Source organism: Streptococcus sp. HMSC078D09 (assembly GCF_001813675.1).
Taxonomy (GTDB): domain Bacteria; phylum Bacillota; class Bacilli; order Lactobacillales; family Streptococcaceae; genus Streptococcus.
In genome coordinates, this window is record NZ_KV813675.1 from 478,945 (window position 1) to 496,535 (window position 17,591).

The following is a 17,591-nucleotide window of genomic DNA, read 5'->3' on the forward strand; positions in this document are numbered from 1 at the left end:
CTTTCCGCCGTGAGAAAAGTGCTTGAAATATAATCATTTCAAGCACTCGGGAGTTTTGAGACTTTAGGCTCAAAACTAAGTCATGGAACTTCTTTGAAGTTCGCTTACGTCCGTTCTCACCTAAGGAAAGTTTCTTAAATAACATTATCTTCAATACGAAAGGTTGAGCGTCGCTCAACTTTTTATTTTTGAAATCAGTCCGTTAGTTTCATGGCTTTGATTTTTTCTTCTTCGGGGGTGACCCGCAGAGTTTTTTGGCCGGTGTAGGTGACAAAACCTGGTTTTCCACCAGTTGGTTTATTGAGTTTCTTGGCTTCGATCATATCTACTTGGACCAGGTTTGAGAGACGGGCCTTGGAATAGTAGGCCGCCAACTCTGCAGCATCGGTCTTCACTTCATCCGATGGATTTAGATTTCCTGTAATGATGACATGGCTTCCCGGGATGTCTTTGGCATGGAACCAGAGCTCGTCTTTTTTAGCAATCTTAAAGGTTAGTTCATCGTTTTGCAGATTATTGCGACCCACTAAAATAATAGTTTTTCCATCACTAGCCAGGTATTTTTCTGGTTTTTTTCGTTTATGAATTTTTTCACGGTTGCGCCGTTTGATAAAGCCGGTCTGGATTAGCTCTTCTCGAATTTCTGCCACCTCAGCCAGGCTCGCTTGAGAAAGGGCTGTTTCAACCGTTTCAAGATAAGAAATGGTTTCCTTGGTTTCTTGAATGAGGATGGTCAAATGTTTGACGGCTTCTTTTAACTTCTGGTAGCGTTTGAAGTAGCGTTGGGCATTTTGATTGGGGGTCAGGGCCTTGTTGAGTTGGATGGTGATCGGTTCATTTGTATAGTAATTATCCAAAACAACCTGATCTTGGTCGTTTGGTACCTGATGGAGGAAGGTTGTCAGCAATTCTCCTTTTTGGCGGAATTCTTCCGCATTGTCGGTCGCCGCTAACTCCGCTTCTTGCTTGGCTAATTTTTTCCGGTTCTTTTCAAGATCGTTTTCGACCTTGCGGATCAATTCACTGGCCTGTTGTTGCACCCGATCGCGCTCAGCCTTGTCTCGGTAATAGTCATCCAGCAGATCGGAAAGTGTCTCAAAGGTTTGACTAGTCGCATCCGCAAAGGGGATAGCCGAGAAGGATTTGGTCGTTAGGCGAGGCTCAGTTGGAGCTTGGAAAAAGGCACGGAAGGTTTTTAATTTTTCATCTGTCTCAAGTCGCTTGGCCAATTCTTGAGCCGTATCTCGCCCCAAACCTTGGAAACATTTTTGAAGGGTCTTTGGACTTAACTCTTCCTTGTGAAGAAGGGCAAAAAGAGCTTCATCTCCAATTGTAAAAGGATTGACCGCGTCGGTTTTCGGAGGAGCTACATAGGTCGACCCAGGGAGAATGGTCCGGTAGCTATTTTGTGAGAAACCGACATGTTTAATGGCTTCGATGATTTTATTGCTGGTGCGGTCCAGGAGAATAATATTACTGTGCTTGCCCATGATTTCGATCATGAGGCTGACAGAAATGGCATCTCCAATTTCGTTTTTATTGGAGACACGGATTTCAAGAATCCGGTCGTTTTCCATTTGCTCAATTCCTTCAATGACAGCGCCTTGAAGATATTTGCGCATAACCATAATAAAGGTATTGGGAAAGGCAGGATTTTCAAAGTTGGTCTGGGTCCGTTGAATCCGTCCGAAGACAGAATGGGCAGAGAGCAAGAGTTTTTGGTTTTTTCGATTGCCTCGGATTTGGAGCACCAATTCTTGCTCGAAAGGTTGGTTAATTTTTTGAATGCGACCGCTCAAGAGTTCAGCCTTCAATTCTTGCACCATATGGTGTAAAAAAAATCCATCAAAAGACATGGGATTCCTCATCATTCTAGCGTTTATTCTAGTAAATTATATCAAAATTAGAGCGGAAATCCCAGAAAGAAGCAAGAGGATGTAAAATAGAAAATGCGAACGTTTTCAAAAAAATACAGAAAAAGTATTGACATTTTTGAAAGAAAACTTTAAAATGTAAGAAATTAGAAAAGTAGTAAATGAAAGTTTCAAGAGAGCCCACGGTTGCTGAGAGTGGGTAGCGGCAGTTTATGAAATTGGACTAATGATGAGATGAATTTGAAACAATAAAAATTCGGTTGGCACACCTTATCGTGCAACTTGTTGCTAGACAAGACAGAGATATGGGGAAGACTATCCTTTTCCCATAAGTGAGGTGGCACCGCGATGACACGTCCTCACATAGCTTTTGCTATGTGTAGGCGTGTTTTTTTGTTTTAGATGAGAAGGGAGAAAAGATATGAAGAAACGATGGCGTCGCAGTCTTTAGATGATGGAAAAAAAGAAGAAAATGAAAAAATAGAAGAGGTATTAAAAATGAAAAATAAACGTTTAATGGGAATTATTGGTTTGATTGCAGCAGCAGTCATTGGGACAGCGATCTATTCAGCTACAGCAGGCAAAGACAACAAGGCAGCAACTAGCAATGAAAAGGCTAAAGTTGGGGTCTTGCAGTTGGTCAGCCACCCTTCGCTTGATTTGATTTACAAGGGAATTCAAGATGGTTTGGCTGAAGAAGGTTATGACAAAGACAAAGTGGACATTGATTTCCTCAATGCAGAAGGCGACCAAAACAAGGTTGCAACCATGAGTAAACAATTGGTAGACAAGGATAACCAAGTCTTGATTGGAATTGCAACCCCATCTGCTCAAGGTTTGGCTAGTGCAACCAAAGACAAACCAATTGTCATGGGTGCTGTAACCGATCCAGTCGGCGCAAACTTGGTCAAAGATTTGAAAAAACCAGGTGGCAATATCACTGGGGTATCTGACCACAATCCAACTGAGCAACAGTTGAAATTAATCAAAGAATTGACTCCGAACGTGAAAACAATTGGGATCCTGTACTCAACCAGTGAAGATAACTCAAAATCTCAAGTAGAAGAATTTACAAAATTGGCTGAAAAAGCAGGCTACAAGGTCGTTCCTTATTCTGTTCCTTCTACAAACGAAATTGCTTCCACTGTGTCTGTAATGTCAGGCAAAGTTGATGCCATCTGGGTTCCAATCGACAATACCATCGCTTCAGCCTTCTCAACAGTTGTCGAAGCCAACAAAACAGCTAAAAAACCAATCTTCCCAAGTGCGACAGCTATGGTAGAAGCTGGTGGTCTTGGTTCAGTCGTTGTCGACCAACACGATCTTGGAGTAGCAACTGGTAAAATGGCTGCGAAGATCTTGAAAGGTCAAAAACCTGCGGATACACCTGTTGAAATCTTTAGCCAAGGAAAATCTGTCATCAATAAAAAAGTCGCAGATGAATTGGGTATTACTATTCCAGAATCTGTCTTGAAAGATGCTGGACAAGTCATTAAATAAAAAGAAAACGAATCACAAGAATGGCGGGGGAATTTGGCTTTGGCAGGTCTTTAAATCGTGACCTTTGAAAATGTCTACCAGTGCCCAGAACCAACTTTGTTACTCTTGGTAGAGGAGAAAGAAATGGAAGTCAAGATAACAGATCTTCATCCGACCCAACTATATTTATCAGAAAAGAAGTTACAAGCTATCCAGATGCTTGATCAGTCGGCAGAAATCATCAATGTGGATCCAATTAGTGTTCTTGCATTTGGAAATCGCTTCTTGATTACAGACGGGCATCACAGGGCTTATCAGGCTTTATTGGCAGGTCGGGATACGATTTCTGCTGAGTTTGATAGAGATGGTGGCGATGAATTGTATGCTCTCTATGCGCAAGCTTGCGAGGAAAGAAAGATATCCTCTGTTTTGGATTTAAAACATCGTATCTTACCTCAAGATGAGTATGAAGCAAAATGGTATAACTGGTGTGATGGTTTTAACCAAGCAGCAACTCTTCTATTGAAAAGGCAATCAGATGAAACAGACAAGGCAAATAGATAATGCACGGCCTCTTGTTCCTTTGTATATTGAAATTAGTCTCATCTAACTTGTTTTTTAACAAAAAATCTGCTAAACTAGATAGTAATCGAATAGAAATCTGCAAGACTAGTATCTCAAGGGAAGTGCGACAGGGAGAAGAGCCGTGACTGAAAGCTCTTTGCATGAAAGCTGAGTGAATTCACTTGCGTAAAGGATTTAGAAATTAAGGTCTGGTTTACGGATAAAAAACGGATGGTACCGCGTGTCAACGCTCCGAATGAGGGTGTTGGCGCGTGGTTTTTTCTATGTCTGTAGAGGGACCATGATGGAGGAAATATGTCAACGATTGAAGAACAATTAAAAGCGCTTCGTGAAGAAACGCTGGCAGCTTTGAAGCAGATTTCTGCTGAAAATGAAAAAGAGATGCAAGAACTACGGGTCTCTGTTCTTGGAAAAAAAGGATCTCTGACGGAAATTCTTAAAGGGATGAAGGATGTCTCTGCTAAGATGCGTCCGGTTATCGGGAAACACGTCAATGAAGCGCGTGATGTCTTGACGGCTGCCTTTGAAGAAACGGCCAAACTTTTGGAAGAAAAGAAAGTCCAAGCCAAATTGGCTAGTGAAAGTATCGACGTGACCCTACCAGGTCGTCCAGTTGCTAGTGGTTACCGTCATATTTTGACCCAAACCAGTGAAGAAATCGAAGATATCTTTATCGGGATGGGCTATCAAGTCGTAGACGGCTTTGAAGTGGAGCAAGACTATTATAACTTTGAACGGATGAATCTGCCTAAAGATCACCCAGCGCGGGATATGCAGGATACCTTCTATATCACAGAAGAAATCTTGCTTCGGACCCATACCTCACCTGTACAGGCGCGGGCTATGGATGCGCATGACTTTAGCAAAGGACCATTGAAGATGATCTCTCCAGGGCGGGTTTTCCGTCGGGATACGGATGATGCGACCCACAGCCACCAATTCCATCAAATCGAAGGTTTGGTTGTTGGGAAAAGCATTTCTATGGCCGATCTTCAAGGAACGCTTCAATTGATCGTGCAAAAGATGTTTGGTGCAGAACGCCAAATCCGTTTGCGTCCTTCTTACTTCCCATTCACTGAGCCATCGGTTGAGGTGGACGTTTCTTGCTTCAAATGTGGTGGTGCTGGATGTAACGTATGTAAGAAAACTGGTTGGATTGAAATCATGGGAGCCGGTATGGTTCACCCACGCGTCCTTGAGATGAGTGGGATTGATCCAACAATCTATTCAGGATTTGCCTTTGGACTTGGTCAAGAGCGTGTGGCCATGCTTCGTTACGGAATCAATGATATCCGTGGCTTCTATCAAGGGGATATCCGTTTTTCAGAACAATTTAAATAATTATGTTAGTAAAAGTTAAGGCGAAAGATTTTCATATTTTAAGGGAATTAGAGGTGGAAACCTATGGGGATACCTTTGGTCCCTACAACTCTGATGCCGATATGGAAGATTACTACCAGATGGTTTTATCGCTAGAGCAAATCCAAAAGGACCTAGCAGACCCGGAATCAGAGACCTATTTTGTCCTTGATCACCATCAGGAAATTTGTGGTTTCCTCAAGTTTAACTGGGGCAAGGCACAAACGGAGCCAGTAGAGATGGACAATGCTTTTGAAATTCAGCGCATCTATGTCAAAAAAGAACATCATGGCAAGGGCTATGGCAAGGAAATGTTTACCTTTGCCTTAAAAGAGGCTCAAAAACGTGGATTTGACTGGGTCTGGCTGGGTGTCTGGGAACGGAATTTTAAGGCCCAAAACTTTTACAAACAATTCGGATTTGAACGATTTAGCGAGCACCACTTTATCACAGGGGAAGCTGTGGATATCGACTGGTTGCTGCGCAAGCATTTGAAGGAGAATCCGCAAGCTTAATTGTGGGTCCAAATTGAGAGAAAGGAATTGAGAAGATCTCACCAAGTGGGATCTTACGATCAGAATAATGTTAGTATCATATAAATGGTTAAAACAATTGGTGGACGTGGATGTGCCATCAGAAGAGTTGGCTGAAAAAATGTCAACTACAGGGATCGAAGTAGAAGGTGTGGAATCGCCTGCTACTGGTCTCTCAAAAATTGTCGTCGGAGAAGTCTTGTCTTGTGAAGATGTGCCAGAGACACACCTTCATGTCTGCCAAGTTAATGTGGGGGAAGAAGAAGCGCGTCAAATCGTCTGTGGAGCACCAAATGTGCGAGCAGGCATCAAGGTGATGGTGGCTCTTCCAGGTGCTCGCATCGCAGATAACTACAAGATTAAAAAAGGGAAAATCCGTGGTTTGGAATCCCTTGGGATGATCTGTTCACTTGGTGAGTTAGGCATTTCTGACTCAGTTGTACCGAAAGAATTTGCGGATGGCATCCAAATCTTGCCAGAGGATGCTGTTCCAGGAGAAGAAGTCTTCTCTTACCTAGACTTGGATGATGAAATCATCGAGCTTTCTATCACTCCAAACCGTGCAGATGCTCTTTCGATGCGTGGGGTAGCACATGAAGTAGCAGCCATCTATGACAAGGCAGTCAACTTCAAAGAATTTACTTTAACAGAAACAGACCAAGTTGCAGCGGATGCTCTTTCTGTCAGCATCGACACAGATAAGGCTCCTTATTATGCAGCTCGTATCTTGGACAATGTAACCATCGCACCAAGTCCACAATGGTTGCAAAACCTCCTCATGAATGAAGGCATCCGTCCCATAAATAATGTGGTTGACGTGACCAACTATATCTTGCTTTACTTTGGTCAGCCCATGCATGCCTTTGACTTGGATACCTTTGAAGGAAATGACATCCGTGTACGTGAAGCGCGTGCAGGTGAGAAATTAGTGACCTTGGATGGGGAAGAGCGTGAGTTGGAAACAAGTGACCTCGTGATTACGGTTGCTGACAAACCAGTAGCCCTTGCCGGTGTCATGGGTGGAGAGGCTACAGAAATCTCTGAAAAGTCTAGTCGTGTCGTCCTTGAAGCTGCTGTCTTCAATGGTAAATCAATCCGTAAGACTAGTGGTCGCCTCAACCTTCGTTCAGAATCTTCTTCTCGCTTTGAAAAAGGCATCAATGTGGCAACCGTTAATGAAGCCCTTGATGCAGCTGCAAGCATGATTGCAGAATTGGCTGGTGCAACTGTTCGTAAAGGTATTGTTTCAGCAGGTGAATTGGATACTTCTGATGTAGAAGTTTCTTCCACTCTTGCAGACGTTAACCGTGTCCTTGGTACTGAGCTTTCCTACGCGGATGTAGAGGATGTCTTCCGTCGTCTTGGCTTTGGTCTTTCTGGAAATGCAGAAGCCTTCACAGTTAGCGTTCCACGTCGCCGTTGGGATATCACGATTGAAGCGGACCTCTTTGAAGAAATCGCCCGAATTTATGGTTATGACCGCTTGCCAACCAGTCTTCCAAAAGATGATGGGACAGCCGGTGAGTTGACAGCGACACAAAAACTCCGTCGTCAGGTTAGGACTATCGCTGAAGGGGCTGGATTGACAGAAATCATCACCTATGCACTGACAACACCTGAAAAAGCAGTGGAGTTCACGACTGCACCAAGCAACTTAACGGAGCTCATGTGGCCAATGACTGTGGATCGTTCAGTCCTTCGTCAAAATATGGTTTCTGGTATCCTTGATATAGTTGCCTACAACGTAGCGCGTAAGAACAAAGACTTGGCTCTTTACGAGATTGGAAAAGTCTTCGAGCAAACGGGTAATCCAAAAGAAGACTTGCCAAACGAAATCAACAGCTTTGCTTTTGCCTTGACAGGTTTAGTAGCTGAAAAAGACTTCCAAACAGCAGCGGTTCCAGTTGATTTCTTCTATGCTAAGGGAATTTTAGAAGCCCTCTTTGCTCGTTTGGGTCTTGAAGCGACCTATACAGCAACGCAAGAGATCAAGAGTCTTCACCCAGGACGTACAGCCTTGATCTCACTCGGTGATCAAGTAGTCGGTTTCCTCGGTCAAGTGCACCCTGTTACAGCTAAGGCTTATGATATTCCTGAGACTTATGTATCTGAGCTTAACCTTTCGGCTATTGAAGCAGCCCTTCAACCAGCAGCAGCCTTTGTGGAAATTACTAAATTCCCAGCAGTCAGCCGTGATATCGCCCTTCTCCTCAAGGCAGAAGTGACTCACCAAGAAGTGGTTGATGCTATTCAAGCTGCAGGCGTGAAACGTTTGACAGACATTAAACTCTTTGACGTCTTCTCCGGTGAAAAACTGGGTATCGGAATGAAGTCCATGGCTTATAGCTTGACCTTCCAAAATCCAGAAGATAGCTTGACAGACGAAGAAGTCGCACGCTACATGGAAAAAATCCAAGCATCACTCGAAGAAAAAGTAGACGCAGAAGTGCGTTAAATCGTAAAAATATGAAACAGTTGAGAATTTCTCAACTGTTTTTTTCTTCCAGAAATTGTATATTATAGGGCTTGAAACCCTATTAAAATAAAGAAATTTCTTTAAGTACTCAAAATATCTATGTCAAGCATCCTTCTATTTTTGACAACTATTTTTATTTTTTTGTAAAATATACTTGTCAAAAAGAAAAAGAAGTGTTACAATGAGTTTAGTTAATAAAAGGGGAGGTTTTCTTATGGGAGCCATGTGGATTCTTTTTATCCCTTTTCTGATTATGGTTTATGCGAGCTCAGAAAAGAAGATAAAAAGGTTAAACAAACGCATTAGACGATTAGAAAAACAAGTGAAAGGAAATCAAGACATGTCTAGAATTTTAGAAGAATTGAAAGGCCAAACGGCCACGGTTACAGTGAATGGTTTTGGAACTGAATATGAGATTATGGATATCGACGAAGATTGGGTCAAACTGACTCGTGTGAATAATAAACAACAAAGAGAGACAAAATTAGTTCGCATCGAAGATATTCAAGGTATTCAACTATAAGGGGGCGAAAGCCATGATCTTAAAAAATCGGCTGAAAGAGCTGAGGGCGCGTGAAGGGCTCAACCAATCCGAGCTAGCCAAGCTAGCAGGAGTCTCGCGCCAGTCCATCAGTCTCTTGGAGCGGGGTGAATACACCCCTTCGGTTATCATTGCGATCACCATCGCCCAGATTTTCAAGGAACCGGTGGAGAATGTTTTTAGTCTAGTAGAGGGAGAAGAATAAAAATGAAAAAGCAACAACAAGAACGATCTGATCGTTACCGTTTTTGGAGAAATGTGGGAATCATCACTGTTTCCGTATTGATCGGAGGAGTCATCGGATTTTTGAAAGGGATGTTTGGATCCAAAAAGCCCCTTGAAATCCAATCCTTCTTTAGTAAAGAAGGGCTCTATTTGGGATCAGTGGCTTTGTTTCTTATCTTGTTTGTAGTCACGATGGGCTTACTGATGCGCGTGAGAAAAGTTCATCAAAAGATACTTCAAATAGAAGATGAGGATGAGGCCTATCACTATGAAATCCAGAGGGAAAAACTGTATGGGTTAGCGACCATCTTTAAAGGAATCATGATCTTGCCCTACTTTTTTATTATCATCTTTTATATTCAATTGGTTGTATTGGGTAAACCTGCCACAAGAAACTTGGCTTTTATCTTTGGAGACTTTACCATGCTCTATCTCGCCCTATTTTTCCTATCGGATATCTTCTTTCGCAAGACCTTTCATCTGATTTATGGAAAACCGATTCCCCGCAATGCTAATGCCAAGGAAGTGCGTGAATTTTTGATGAGTATGATGGATGAGGCAGAAAAACAGATAAACTACGAGGAAAATTTCGAAGTGGTGGTCAAGTTAAGCAATTATATCTTACCGAGCCTGCTCCTTGCACTCCTCATCATTGGATTCGCCTTCCAGGCGGATATCCTCTTGGCTTTGTTCGTCGTATCCATTCTCTATATTTATATCCTTATTTCACAATACAAGATTACCAAACGTTATTATAAAGAGTAAAGGAGTCATCCATGTTAGAAATTAGAAATTTAGAAAAAAGCTTTGGGAATAAGCAGGTCCTCTTTGGAGTGGATCTGACAGCACAACAAGGGCATATCCTTGGCTTAGTTGGGAAAAATGGGGCCGGGAAAACAACTATTTTCCACAGTATCTTGCGCTTTTTGGACTACAGCGGCGAGATCCGCCTAGGTGGCAAAGCGATTACACAAGAAACCTACAAGGAAATTGGCTATTTGCCTGAAGAGCGTAGTCTCATGCCAAAACTCACGATTTTTGAGCAGGTCCGCTATTTGGCTGCCTTAAAAGGAATGAGCACCGCCGAGGTCAAGGAAAAATTACCGATTTGGATGGAAAAACTCCAAGTAAAAGGGAAATTGACTGATAAAATCAAGAGCCTCTCAAAAGGGAACCAACAGAAGGTGCAATTGATCATCACCTTGATCCATGAGCCTAAATTGATCATTTTAGATGAACCCTTTAGTGGCTTGGATCCGGTCAATACAGAAGTGCTCAAGCAGGTCATCTTTGAAGAAAAAGAGCGTGGGGCAACCATTATCTTTTCTGACCACGTCATGACCAATGTCGAAGAGTTGTGTGATGATATCCTAATGATCCGTGATGGTTCGGTTGTCCTTTCAGGGCCTGTCCAAGAGGTCCGGAATAGCTATGGCAAGACTCGCCTCTTTGTCTCTAACGACTTTAGCAAAGAAGAGCTAGAAGCTCTGCCACACGTGACCAAGGTCAGCATGACCAAGCAGGGGACTTGGAAGTTGATCTTGGATGATGCGTCAGCTGGTCCAGAATTATTTGACCGCTTGACCAAGGGCCACTACCTTGCGACCTTTGACCACCAAGCCCCAACTATTGATGAGATCTTTAAACTTGAATCAGGAGTAGAAGTATGAAACAGATGTTTGTCGTAATGAAAGAAACCTATATCAGACAAGTGAAATCATGGAGTTTTCTCTTCATGGTCTTCGGTCCCTTCCTCTTTTTAGGGTTGGGCGTTGGAATCGGTTATCTAACGGATTCTTCTACAGATGCGAAGAATCAGGTGGCCTTGGTGACCGAAGTGCCAGCTGTCAAAGAAAGCCTCAAAGGAACCGATGACTTGACCTTAGACTATAAAGATGAAGCTGCAGCTAAAAAAGCCATCAAGGATGAGAAAGCCGCTGCTTACTTGACGGTCGATGAAAAAGATGGCCAGCTAGAGGCCACTTATGTGGGTGATCAAGCCATGAAAATGGAATTGAAAAGCTTTGTCGCTGCTAAATTAAGTCAGGTCCAACAAGGGATCAATCTAGCGCGTGCTAATCTAAGCAAAGAGCAACTGACAGCCTTGTCTCAACAGGTTTCTCTCAAAGAAAAAATTGATGAGAAAAAAGAAGGCTTGAAAATGGTGCAAACCATGGTTGCAGGTGGTCTAGGAATGTTGCTTTATATGATTTTGATCTTCTACTCGAGTATCACAGCCCAAGAAGTGGCTAGTGAAAAGGGAACTAAGATCATGGAAGTAGTCTTCTCTAGTATCAAAGCAACCGACTATTTCTTCGCACGCATGCTCGGACTCTTCGGAGTGATCTTTACCCATATTTTTGTCTATGTGATTGGTTTAGTAGCTGTTTGGATCTTTAGAGCAGATATCCCAGTTGTCAAGGATATTCTCGCTCCAAACTCTCCGATTACCCAACACCTTGCAGAGTCGATCTCGCTCAATACCGTTTTCTTCATTATCCTTGGGATCTTTATGTATGTGGTGCTCTCTGCCTTCTTAGGCTCAACAGTTGCACGACCTGAAGATTCAGGAAAAGCGATTTCGCCACTAATGATGTTAGTTATCTTTAGCTTCCTTGGGGTAACCACCTTGGGAAGCGCCGGTGATGTCTTCTTATTGAAGATTGGTTCCTACATTCCATTCTTTTCAACCTTCTTCATGCCTTTCCGTACCATCAATGGCTATGCGACTGGTCTTGAATCTTGGGCTTCATTGGGAATTGCGGTTCTCTTTACCATCGTGGGAACAGTTCTCATCGCTCGAATTTACGCGAGCTTAATCCTCCAGACCGATGACCTCGGACCGTGGAAGACCATCAAACGTGCTCTCAGCTATCGCTAATTAGATAAGCCCTCAGTTACAGCTGGGGGCTTTTTGATTGCAAATTGACTTTTGCAAGCCTTTTCAATACAATAGAACTACAGAAAAGGAGGCGGACATGAACTATATTGAGTTTGCTGAAAATGAGCGTCTGTCCACAATTGTCCTTGGGATGATGCGGATCAGTCAGATGAGTGAAGATGAGGTGGAGGCCTTGGTAGAGGGGGCCTTGTTGATTGGGATCAACACTTTTGACTTAGCGGATATCTATGGCGATGGCCAGTGTGAGGTCCTGCTGGGTAAGGTTCTCAAGCGTCGTCCGGATCTTCGGGACCAGATGTGGATCCAGTCCAAGTGTGGGATTCGCAAAGACGGCTTTACCTATTTTGATTTTTCCAAAGACTATATTTTGGATTCCGTTGATGGCATTCTCGAGCGTCTGCAGATCGAGCGCTTAGATAGTCTTCTCCTTCACCGACCAGATGCCCTCATGGAGCCTGAAGAAGTGGCGGCAGCTTTTGATCACTTAGAGCAAGCGGGCAAGGTTCGTCATTTTGGGGTGTCCAATCAAAATCCCATGATGATGGAATTGCTCAAAACGGCTGTCAAACAACCTCTCAAGGTCAACCAGTTGCAGTTGAGTGCCGCCTTTACACCAAGCTTTGAAGCTGGTTTTCATGTCAACATGGAAGGGCCAAAAGCAGCTGTGCGAGATAGCAGTGTCTTTGAGTATTGTCGCCTAACCGATACGGTGATTCAAGCCTGGTCTGTCCTCCAGCATGGCTTTTTCAAGGGGAATTTTGTCGGCAAGGAAGAGTTTGCGGCCCTCAATCATGTCCTCAATGAGTTGGCGAAGAAATACCAGGTCACTCCGACAGCTATCGCCCTTGCTTGGGTCCTTCGCTATCCAGGTAAAATGCAGGCTGTCATCGGAACGACCAAACCCCAGCATGTCCTTGAAGCAGGGAAAGCAGCAGCAGTGACCCTAACGCGCAAGGAATGGTACCAAATCTACCTTGCTGCAGGTAATGATTTGCCTTAGAATCTTGTTAGTAGACCAGTCCTCACTCCTATCAGTGGGCTGGTCTTTTGCTTTATACTTTACGAATTTTTCTTGACAAGTCTTATTTTGTTATGGTATTCTTTTAGGCAACAAATGTTGCGCAACGACCGTTGCGCGAAAGGAGTCTTATGCCACCAAAGGTTAAATTTAGTAAAGAGACTATGATTGGGACAGCTTTACAATTGGTGAGAGAAGAGGGCCTGGCTAGTTTGACGGCTCGAGCATTAGCAGAGAAACTGGGAGCCACGCCAAGGGTCATTTTTGGCCAATTTGCAAATATGGCTGAGTTACAAGCAGAGGTTATTGTTGCTGCGGAAATGGTAGTGGTGGGGTATATTCGCAAGGCCTTAGAAGATGAGAAGCCTTTTCGATCTGTCGGGGTTGCTTATATCCTCTTCGCCTCAAAAGAGCCCCAACTCTTTCAGTTGCTTTTCCAAAATCCTAGCAAAGATCCGATTCGTCGCTTTCAAGATTTTCTTCCCATGAAGGATCATAGTTACCAATTGGTTCTGGAATCGATTGTCGCAGACTATCCGTTGACGTTAGAGGAGGCTAGTCGCTTGTACCAGCATTTATTTATCTACTCACACGGGATGGCCTCTATGGTTGCTTCTGGTATTTATCAGTTCAGCATGGAAGAAGTGATTGGTTTATTGACAGAAGTTTGTCAATCTCTCATCAAAGAAATGGTAGGAAAGAAATGATTCAACTAGAAAATGTTCACAAAAGTTACGGCCAAACCAAGGTTTTAAAAGGGATTGATTTGCAGATTCAAGACCAGGATGATGTGGTTATCCTGGGACCTTCTGGATCAGGAAAGTCAACCCTCTTAAACGTGTTATCCGGATTAGAAAAGGTAGATGAGGGGCATATTCTCATTCAAGGACAGGATTTGTCTCAACTCACGGATGCTCAATTGACAGCCTTTAGACGTGAGAAGATCGCCTTTATTTTTCAGCAGTATTATTTATTACCGAATCTCACGGTTAGACAGAATGTAAAGATGGGAGCTGATCTGGCAAACAATCATGATTTTTTGCAGATCATCGAGGATTTGGGACTTGGCGATAAGCTGGACAAGTATCCGAGTGAATTGTCGGGTGGGGAACAGCAGAGAGTGTCCATTGCTCGGGCCTTGGCCAAAAAGCCAGAGATTCTTTTCTTAGATGAGCCGACGGGAGCCCTGGATGAAGAAACAGGGCGAAAGATTCTCGACTATATCTGGAAATTAAAGGAGAAGCTTGGCTTTACCCTCATCATGGTGACGCACAACCAAAATATTGCGGATATGGCTAAAACCATCATTCGTGTCAATAGTGGCAAGATTACCGAAGTTGTGACCAATGATCAACCTCAGACTGCTTATGAGATTGGATGGTAAGCCATGTTTTCAGTAAAAGATATTCGAAAATTAGTTGTCGTCAGTATTATTGGAGCCTGTGCAGTCTTTGTGGCCAATCTCTTCTTGAATTTTTACCTGGATATCGAGCAGGTGGAGATTTCTAAAACCAATCCGATGATTCAGACCTACTATGATGCCCAGGTTTCGCTTTCCTGGATGGTGGCCATGGTCAGTGGGGTTGTCTTGTCCTTGACGTCGATCCTTCTCATGTGTTTTTATATCAAACAATTTGTCGACGACCACAAGGAACAATTAGGAATTTTAAAGGCTTTGGGCTACAGCAATGGCCAGTTGGCTAAACGATTTTGGGCCTTTGGACTCAGTTTTGGAGCTGGAGCGCTTCTTGGCTATTTTGCTTCATTTCTCATGATGGGACATTTTTATGACTTCCGCAATGAGAAGAGGATTTTGCCAGAAATCACCATTCATTTTCACTGGCAGCTTTTGCTTGCTTTGGTGATGCTACCAACGACCTTCTTTATGGTTCTCGCGATTGGGTATGCTAGAAGACAACTACAAACGCCAGCGCTTCGCTTATTGAAAAAGTCCCCAAGTCCAATCAAGGTCAAAAGGAGAAAGAGGATTCCTAAGAAAGAGAAAGACTTCCTAAAAGAGTTGTCCTCATCGCTGATTTGGGGGAGAAAATCGATCTTGTTTTTTGTGGTCTTTGGATCCATGTGTTTTGCGGCCATGGTTCAATTGTCCTTTGGCCTCAGGGATTACACAGATGATATCATCCAAACCATGATGATTATGATTGGCTTGATCCTTTCTTTCTCGATTCTCTTTTTGTCATTGGGGATTGTTGTCTCTGAAAGTCGGGAAACCTTGGCTCTTATGAAGGCTTTTGGCTACACCGATCGTGAATGCCAAGGTCATATTCTCGCTCCCTATCGTTTTTGGGCCTATCTAGGATTTGTTCTTGGGACGGCTTATCAATATGGCATCATGGAAATCTTGATCGGTGTGATCAAAGATACGGTTCCTGAAAAGATTGAGCATCACTTTGATGGGAATGTGTGCTTCTGGACCTTGCTCGGTTTTGCTGTGGTTTATGAAAGCCTGTTTTATCTATCCAACAGAAAACTCCAAAAACAAACCATCAAAGAAGTGCTCTTAGCTGAATAAATAGAAAAGAGAGTGGGACAGAAATTGGTAATTCGTTAGAATTCGATTTCGTCGTCCCACCTCCGCACAGTTGAGTAGGGCTGTAAAAGCTGATGAAATCAGCGTAGTAGAGCCCACTCAACCACTGCGTCTTGCTCAACAATCTAAAGACAATTGAGAGGCCAGGACTTTTGTCCCAGCCTTTTTCTTTTGAAAATCATTGACAGGGAGAGGCTTTTCCGTTATTCTAAGGGAATGAAAGAAAGGAAAGAGATTGGGATGAAACGGACTTACTGGCAGGACCTGAAGGGAGCCTTTTACTTAATCTGGCGCAACAAATGGTCCTTTATAGCGATTGGGATTTTGCTACAATTTGTGGTTGGCATTGGGGCTACAGCCTTGACTTGGCTCTTTCATCTGGCAGTCTTGCTTGCGGGTCAGGCTAATATCGATAAGAACAACCTTGTCTCTGTTATGAGCCATCCCTTGAGCTTGCTGGCTCTTTTGGTCTTTATCATGGTCTTTGCTTTCTTGTTTATGCTGGAGATGCGGACCCTGATTTCGGTCATTTACCTATCGCGAACCGACCGACACTTGTCCTTTAAAAAGGTCTTGCGGCAATCATTTGGTCGCTTGAAGGACCTAGCGGGGAGAAACCTGCTTTATTTTCTGCTCTATCTCTTTTTGACCTTGCCTGTCGCAGGTGTCTTAATTGGATCAACTCTGACAGATGGGCTTTATATTCCAACCTTTATCACAGGGGAGTTTGAAAAGACCACGATTGGCTCCATCGGGCTCTTTGTGGTGCAGCTGACCTTTATCTATCTCAATCTTCGCCTCATCTATACGGTTCCCAACCTCGTGGTAGAGGAGTTGCCATTTGGTCGTGCCTTGAAAAAAAGCTGGACTATGACTAAAAGAGGAGGTTTTCGTCTCTTATGGAGAATTCTGTCCTTTGAGTTTCTCTTAACCTTTCTAGGGATTTTATTGATTTTGGGTTTGGTCTTTACCTTGACCGTGATCGATAAAGAAGGCCAGTATTTCTGGGTGGTGACCATCTTTTTGGTCTTGATTCGGACCTTCCTATTCATTTTTACAGTCTTGACAAAGGTGGGGTCGCTCGGCATTATCTTGGATTCTGCATGGGAAGTACCGAGCCGATCGGTCATGCGCTCGAAAGGCAGTCGAAAGATGAAGGGGCTCTTTGCCTTGATAGTGGTCTTTCTCATGGTCCAATCGGGGATCTCAGCCTATGAACTGGCAACCCTAAAGGTGAACGACCAGATCAAGCTCATCGCCCATCGAGGGGATGTCTCTAAAGGGGTAGAAAATTCCCTGGAAGCCTTAGAAGCAGCAGCCAAGGAAAAGGCAGCTTATGCGGAGATGGATATCCTTCTCACTAAGGACCATCAATTTGTCGTCATGCATGACTACAATCTCAAGCGCCTTGCTGGGGTGGACAAGGATGTGAAAGACATGACACTAGCTGAGGTGCAAGGCCTCAAGATTCAACAGGATGGTCACACGAGTCATATCCCTTCATTTGAGGAATATGTCAAGCGTGCCAAAGAATTGAAGATGAAGCTCTTGGTTGAGCTTAAGTCTCATGGTGGAGAGCCTGCTAATTATGTGGATCTCTTTGTGCAGAAGATGCGGGACTTAGGGGTCGAAAAAGACTATCCGGCTATGTCTTTGGATCTGTCGGTCATGGAAAAAGTCGAGAAAAAAGCCCCTGAGATCAAGACCGGCTATGTCATTCCTATTCAATTCGGTCGCTTTGAAAAGGTCTCAGTTGACTTTTTTGCCATTGAAGACTTTTCTTATCAAAAGAATTTGGTAACCCAGGCCCATGAGATGAAAAAAGAGCTCTATGTCTGGACCATCAATGACAAGCAAAAGTTGACCAAGTATTTGCAACAACCCATTGATGGCTTGATTACGGATGAATTGACAGAGGCGCAAAGACTGAAAAAGGATTTGAAAGAAAATAAGTCCTACTTTGATCGCTTCTTGAATCTCGTCGCTACGTCTAAGGAAGAATAAGACAGGATACGCATAGAGAGAGTGGGACAGAAATCGGTAATTCG

16 protein-coding genes and 1 other annotated feature are annotated in these 17,591 nt (G+C 43.5%); of the genes, 15 read left to right on the forward strand and 1 reads right to left on the reverse strand.

Features of this window, described 5'->3' with window-relative positions; all coding sequences use genetic code 11:
* Positions 1–194 precede the first annotated feature (194 nt).
* A complete protein-coding gene (locus HMPREF2926_RS07575) occupies positions 195–1,856 on the reverse strand; it encodes an Rqc2 family fibronectin-binding protein (RefSeq protein WP_070587155.1) in 1,662 nt (553 codons plus the stop codon).
* Positions 1,857–2,006: 150 nt separating this feature from the next.
* Positions 2,007–2,238 (forward strand) — a binding site (T-box leader).
* A gap of 134 nt (positions 2,239–2,372) precedes the next feature.
* On the opposite strand from HMPREF2926_RS07575, the gene trpX reads away from it, so the two are divergent.
* The 15 genes from trpX to HMPREF2926_RS07650 all read left to right on the forward strand — a co-directional run bounded on the left by trpX (position 2,373) and on the right by HMPREF2926_RS07650 (position 17,547).
* Complete coding sequence (trpX, locus tag HMPREF2926_RS07580) at positions 2,373–3,374, forward strand: tryptophan ABC transporter substrate-binding protein (protein WP_070587410.1); 1,002 nt, start codon at positions 2,373–2,375, stop codon at positions 3,372–3,374.
* A gap of 123 nt (positions 3,375–3,497) precedes the next feature.
* Positions 3,498–3,917, forward strand: a complete 420-nt coding sequence (locus tag HMPREF2926_RS07585; RefSeq protein ID WP_070587157.1) for a chromosome partitioning protein ParB — start codon at positions 3,498–3,500, stop codon at positions 3,915–3,917.
* A 315-nt stretch (positions 3,918–4,232) separates the two neighbouring features.
* Positions 4,233–5,279 carry a phenylalanine--tRNA ligase subunit alpha gene (gene pheS, locus HMPREF2926_RS07590; protein WP_049482285.1) on the forward strand — a complete coding sequence of 349 codons (1,047 nt, stop codon included), beginning with the start codon at positions 4,233–4,235 and terminating at the stop codon, positions 5,277–5,279.
* Positions 5,280–5,281: 2 nt separating this feature from the next.
* Positions 5,282–5,812, forward strand: coding sequence for a GNAT family N-acetyltransferase (locus HMPREF2926_RS07595; protein WP_024055668.1), 531 nt, complete (start codon positions 5,282–5,284; stop codon positions 5,810–5,812).
* A gap of 67 nt (positions 5,813–5,879) precedes the next feature.
* Positions 5,880–8,285 (forward strand): phenylalanine--tRNA ligase subunit beta, encoded by a 2,406-nt coding sequence (gene pheT / locus HMPREF2926_RS07600; RefSeq protein WP_070587159.1) that lies wholly within the window; start codon positions 5,880–5,882, stop codon positions 8,283–8,285.
* A 235-nt stretch (positions 8,286–8,520) separates the two neighbouring features.
* Positions 8,521–8,829, forward strand: coding sequence for a hypothetical protein (locus HMPREF2926_RS07605; RefSeq protein WP_070587412.1), 309 nt, complete (start codon positions 8,521–8,523; stop codon positions 8,827–8,829).
* Between the two features lie 13 nt (positions 8,830–8,842).
* The gene (locus HMPREF2926_RS07610) at positions 8,843–9,052 is read left to right on the forward strand and encodes a helix-turn-helix transcriptional regulator (protein WP_070587161.1); all 210 of its coding nucleotides are present in this window, start codon (positions 8,843–8,845) and stop codon (positions 9,050–9,052) included.
* A 2-nt stretch (positions 9,053–9,054) separates the two neighbouring features.
* Positions 9,055–9,837 (forward strand): DUF3169 family protein, encoded by a 783-nt coding sequence (locus tag HMPREF2926_RS07615; RefSeq protein WP_070587162.1) that lies wholly within the window; start codon positions 9,055–9,057, stop codon positions 9,835–9,837.
* Between the two features lie 11 nt (positions 9,838–9,848).
* Positions 9,849–10,742, forward strand: a complete 894-nt coding sequence (locus HMPREF2926_RS07620) for an ABC transporter ATP-binding protein (protein ID WP_070587163.1) — start codon at positions 9,849–9,851, stop codon at positions 10,740–10,742.
* Entirely contained in the window at positions 10,739–11,953 is a 1,215-nt protein-coding gene (locus HMPREF2926_RS07625; RefSeq protein ID WP_070587165.1) for an ABC transporter permease, read from the forward strand. The genes HMPREF2926_RS07620 and HMPREF2926_RS07625 overlap by 4 nt, the downstream gene beginning before the upstream one ends.
* A 97-nt stretch (positions 11,954–12,050) precedes the next feature.
* Positions 12,051–12,974 carry an aldo/keto reductase gene (locus HMPREF2926_RS07630; RefSeq protein ID WP_070587166.1) on the forward strand — a complete coding sequence of 308 codons (924 nt, stop codon included), beginning with the start codon at positions 12,051–12,053 and terminating at the stop codon, positions 12,972–12,974.
* Positions 12,975–13,123: 149 nt separating this feature from the next.
* A complete protein-coding gene (locus HMPREF2926_RS07635) occupies positions 13,124–13,699 on the forward strand; it encodes a TetR/AcrR family transcriptional regulator (RefSeq protein WP_070587168.1) in 576 nt (191 codons plus the stop codon).
* Positions 13,696–14,376 (forward strand): ABC transporter ATP-binding protein, encoded by a 681-nt coding sequence (locus HMPREF2926_RS07640; protein ID WP_070587170.1) that lies wholly within the window; start codon positions 13,696–13,698, stop codon positions 14,374–14,376. The genes HMPREF2926_RS07635 and HMPREF2926_RS07640 overlap by 4 nt, the downstream gene beginning before the upstream one ends.
* A gap of 3 nt (positions 14,377–14,379) precedes the next feature.
* Positions 14,380–15,525, forward strand: a complete 1,146-nt coding sequence (locus HMPREF2926_RS07645; RefSeq protein ID WP_070587172.1) for an FtsX-like permease family protein — start codon at positions 14,380–14,382, stop codon at positions 15,523–15,525.
* Between the two features lie 258 nt (positions 15,526–15,783).
* Positions 15,784–17,547, forward strand: a complete 1,764-nt coding sequence (locus tag HMPREF2926_RS07650) for a glycerophosphoryl diester phosphodiesterase membrane domain-containing protein (protein ID WP_070587174.1) — start codon at positions 15,784–15,786, stop codon at positions 17,545–17,547.
* The last annotated feature ends 44 nt before the right edge of the window (positions 17,548–17,591 follow it).

Coding starts and splice junctions, on each gene's coding strand:
- HMPREF2926_RS07575 (WP_070587155.1), bottom strand. CDS start 1,856: ATGTCTTTTGATGGATTTTTTTTACACCATATGGTGCAAGAATTGAAG.
- trpX (WP_070587410.1), top strand. CDS start 2,373: ATGAAAAATAAACGTTTAATGGGAATTATTGGTTTGATTGCAGCAGCA.
- HMPREF2926_RS07585 (WP_070587157.1), top strand. CDS start 3,498: ATGGAAGTCAAGATAACAGATCTTCATCCGACCCAACTATATTTATCA.
- pheS (WP_049482285.1), top strand. CDS start 4,233: ATGTCAACGATTGAAGAACAATTAAAAGCGCTTCGTGAAGAAACGCTG.
- HMPREF2926_RS07595 (WP_024055668.1), top strand. CDS start 5,282: ATGTTAGTAAAAGTTAAGGCGAAAGATTTTCATATTTTAAGGGAATTA.
- pheT (WP_070587159.1), top strand. CDS start 5,880: ATGTTAGTATCATATAAATGGTTAAAACAATTGGTGGACGTGGATGTG.
- HMPREF2926_RS07605 (WP_070587412.1), top strand. CDS start 8,521: ATGGGAGCCATGTGGATTCTTTTTATCCCTTTTCTGATTATGGTTTAT.
- HMPREF2926_RS07610 (WP_070587161.1), top strand. CDS start 8,843: ATGATCTTAAAAAATCGGCTGAAAGAGCTGAGGGCGCGTGAAGGGCTC.
- HMPREF2926_RS07615 (WP_070587162.1), top strand. CDS start 9,055: ATGAAAAAGCAACAACAAGAACGATCTGATCGTTACCGTTTTTGGAGA.
- HMPREF2926_RS07620 (WP_070587163.1), top strand. CDS start 9,849: ATGTTAGAAATTAGAAATTTAGAAAAAAGCTTTGGGAATAAGCAGGTC.
- HMPREF2926_RS07625 (WP_070587165.1), top strand. CDS start 10,739: ATGAAACAGATGTTTGTCGTAATGAAAGAAACCTATATCAGACAAGTG.
- HMPREF2926_RS07630 (WP_070587166.1), top strand. CDS start 12,051: ATGAACTATATTGAGTTTGCTGAAAATGAGCGTCTGTCCACAATTGTC.
- HMPREF2926_RS07635 (WP_070587168.1), top strand. CDS start 13,124: ATGCCACCAAAGGTTAAATTTAGTAAAGAGACTATGATTGGGACAGCT.
- HMPREF2926_RS07640 (WP_070587170.1), top strand. CDS start 13,696: ATGATTCAACTAGAAAATGTTCACAAAAGTTACGGCCAAACCAAGGTT.
- HMPREF2926_RS07645 (WP_070587172.1), top strand. CDS start 14,380: ATGTTTTCAGTAAAAGATATTCGAAAATTAGTTGTCGTCAGTATTATT.
- HMPREF2926_RS07650 (WP_070587174.1), top strand. CDS start 15,784: ATGAAACGGACTTACTGGCAGGACCTGAAGGGAGCCTTTTACTTAATC.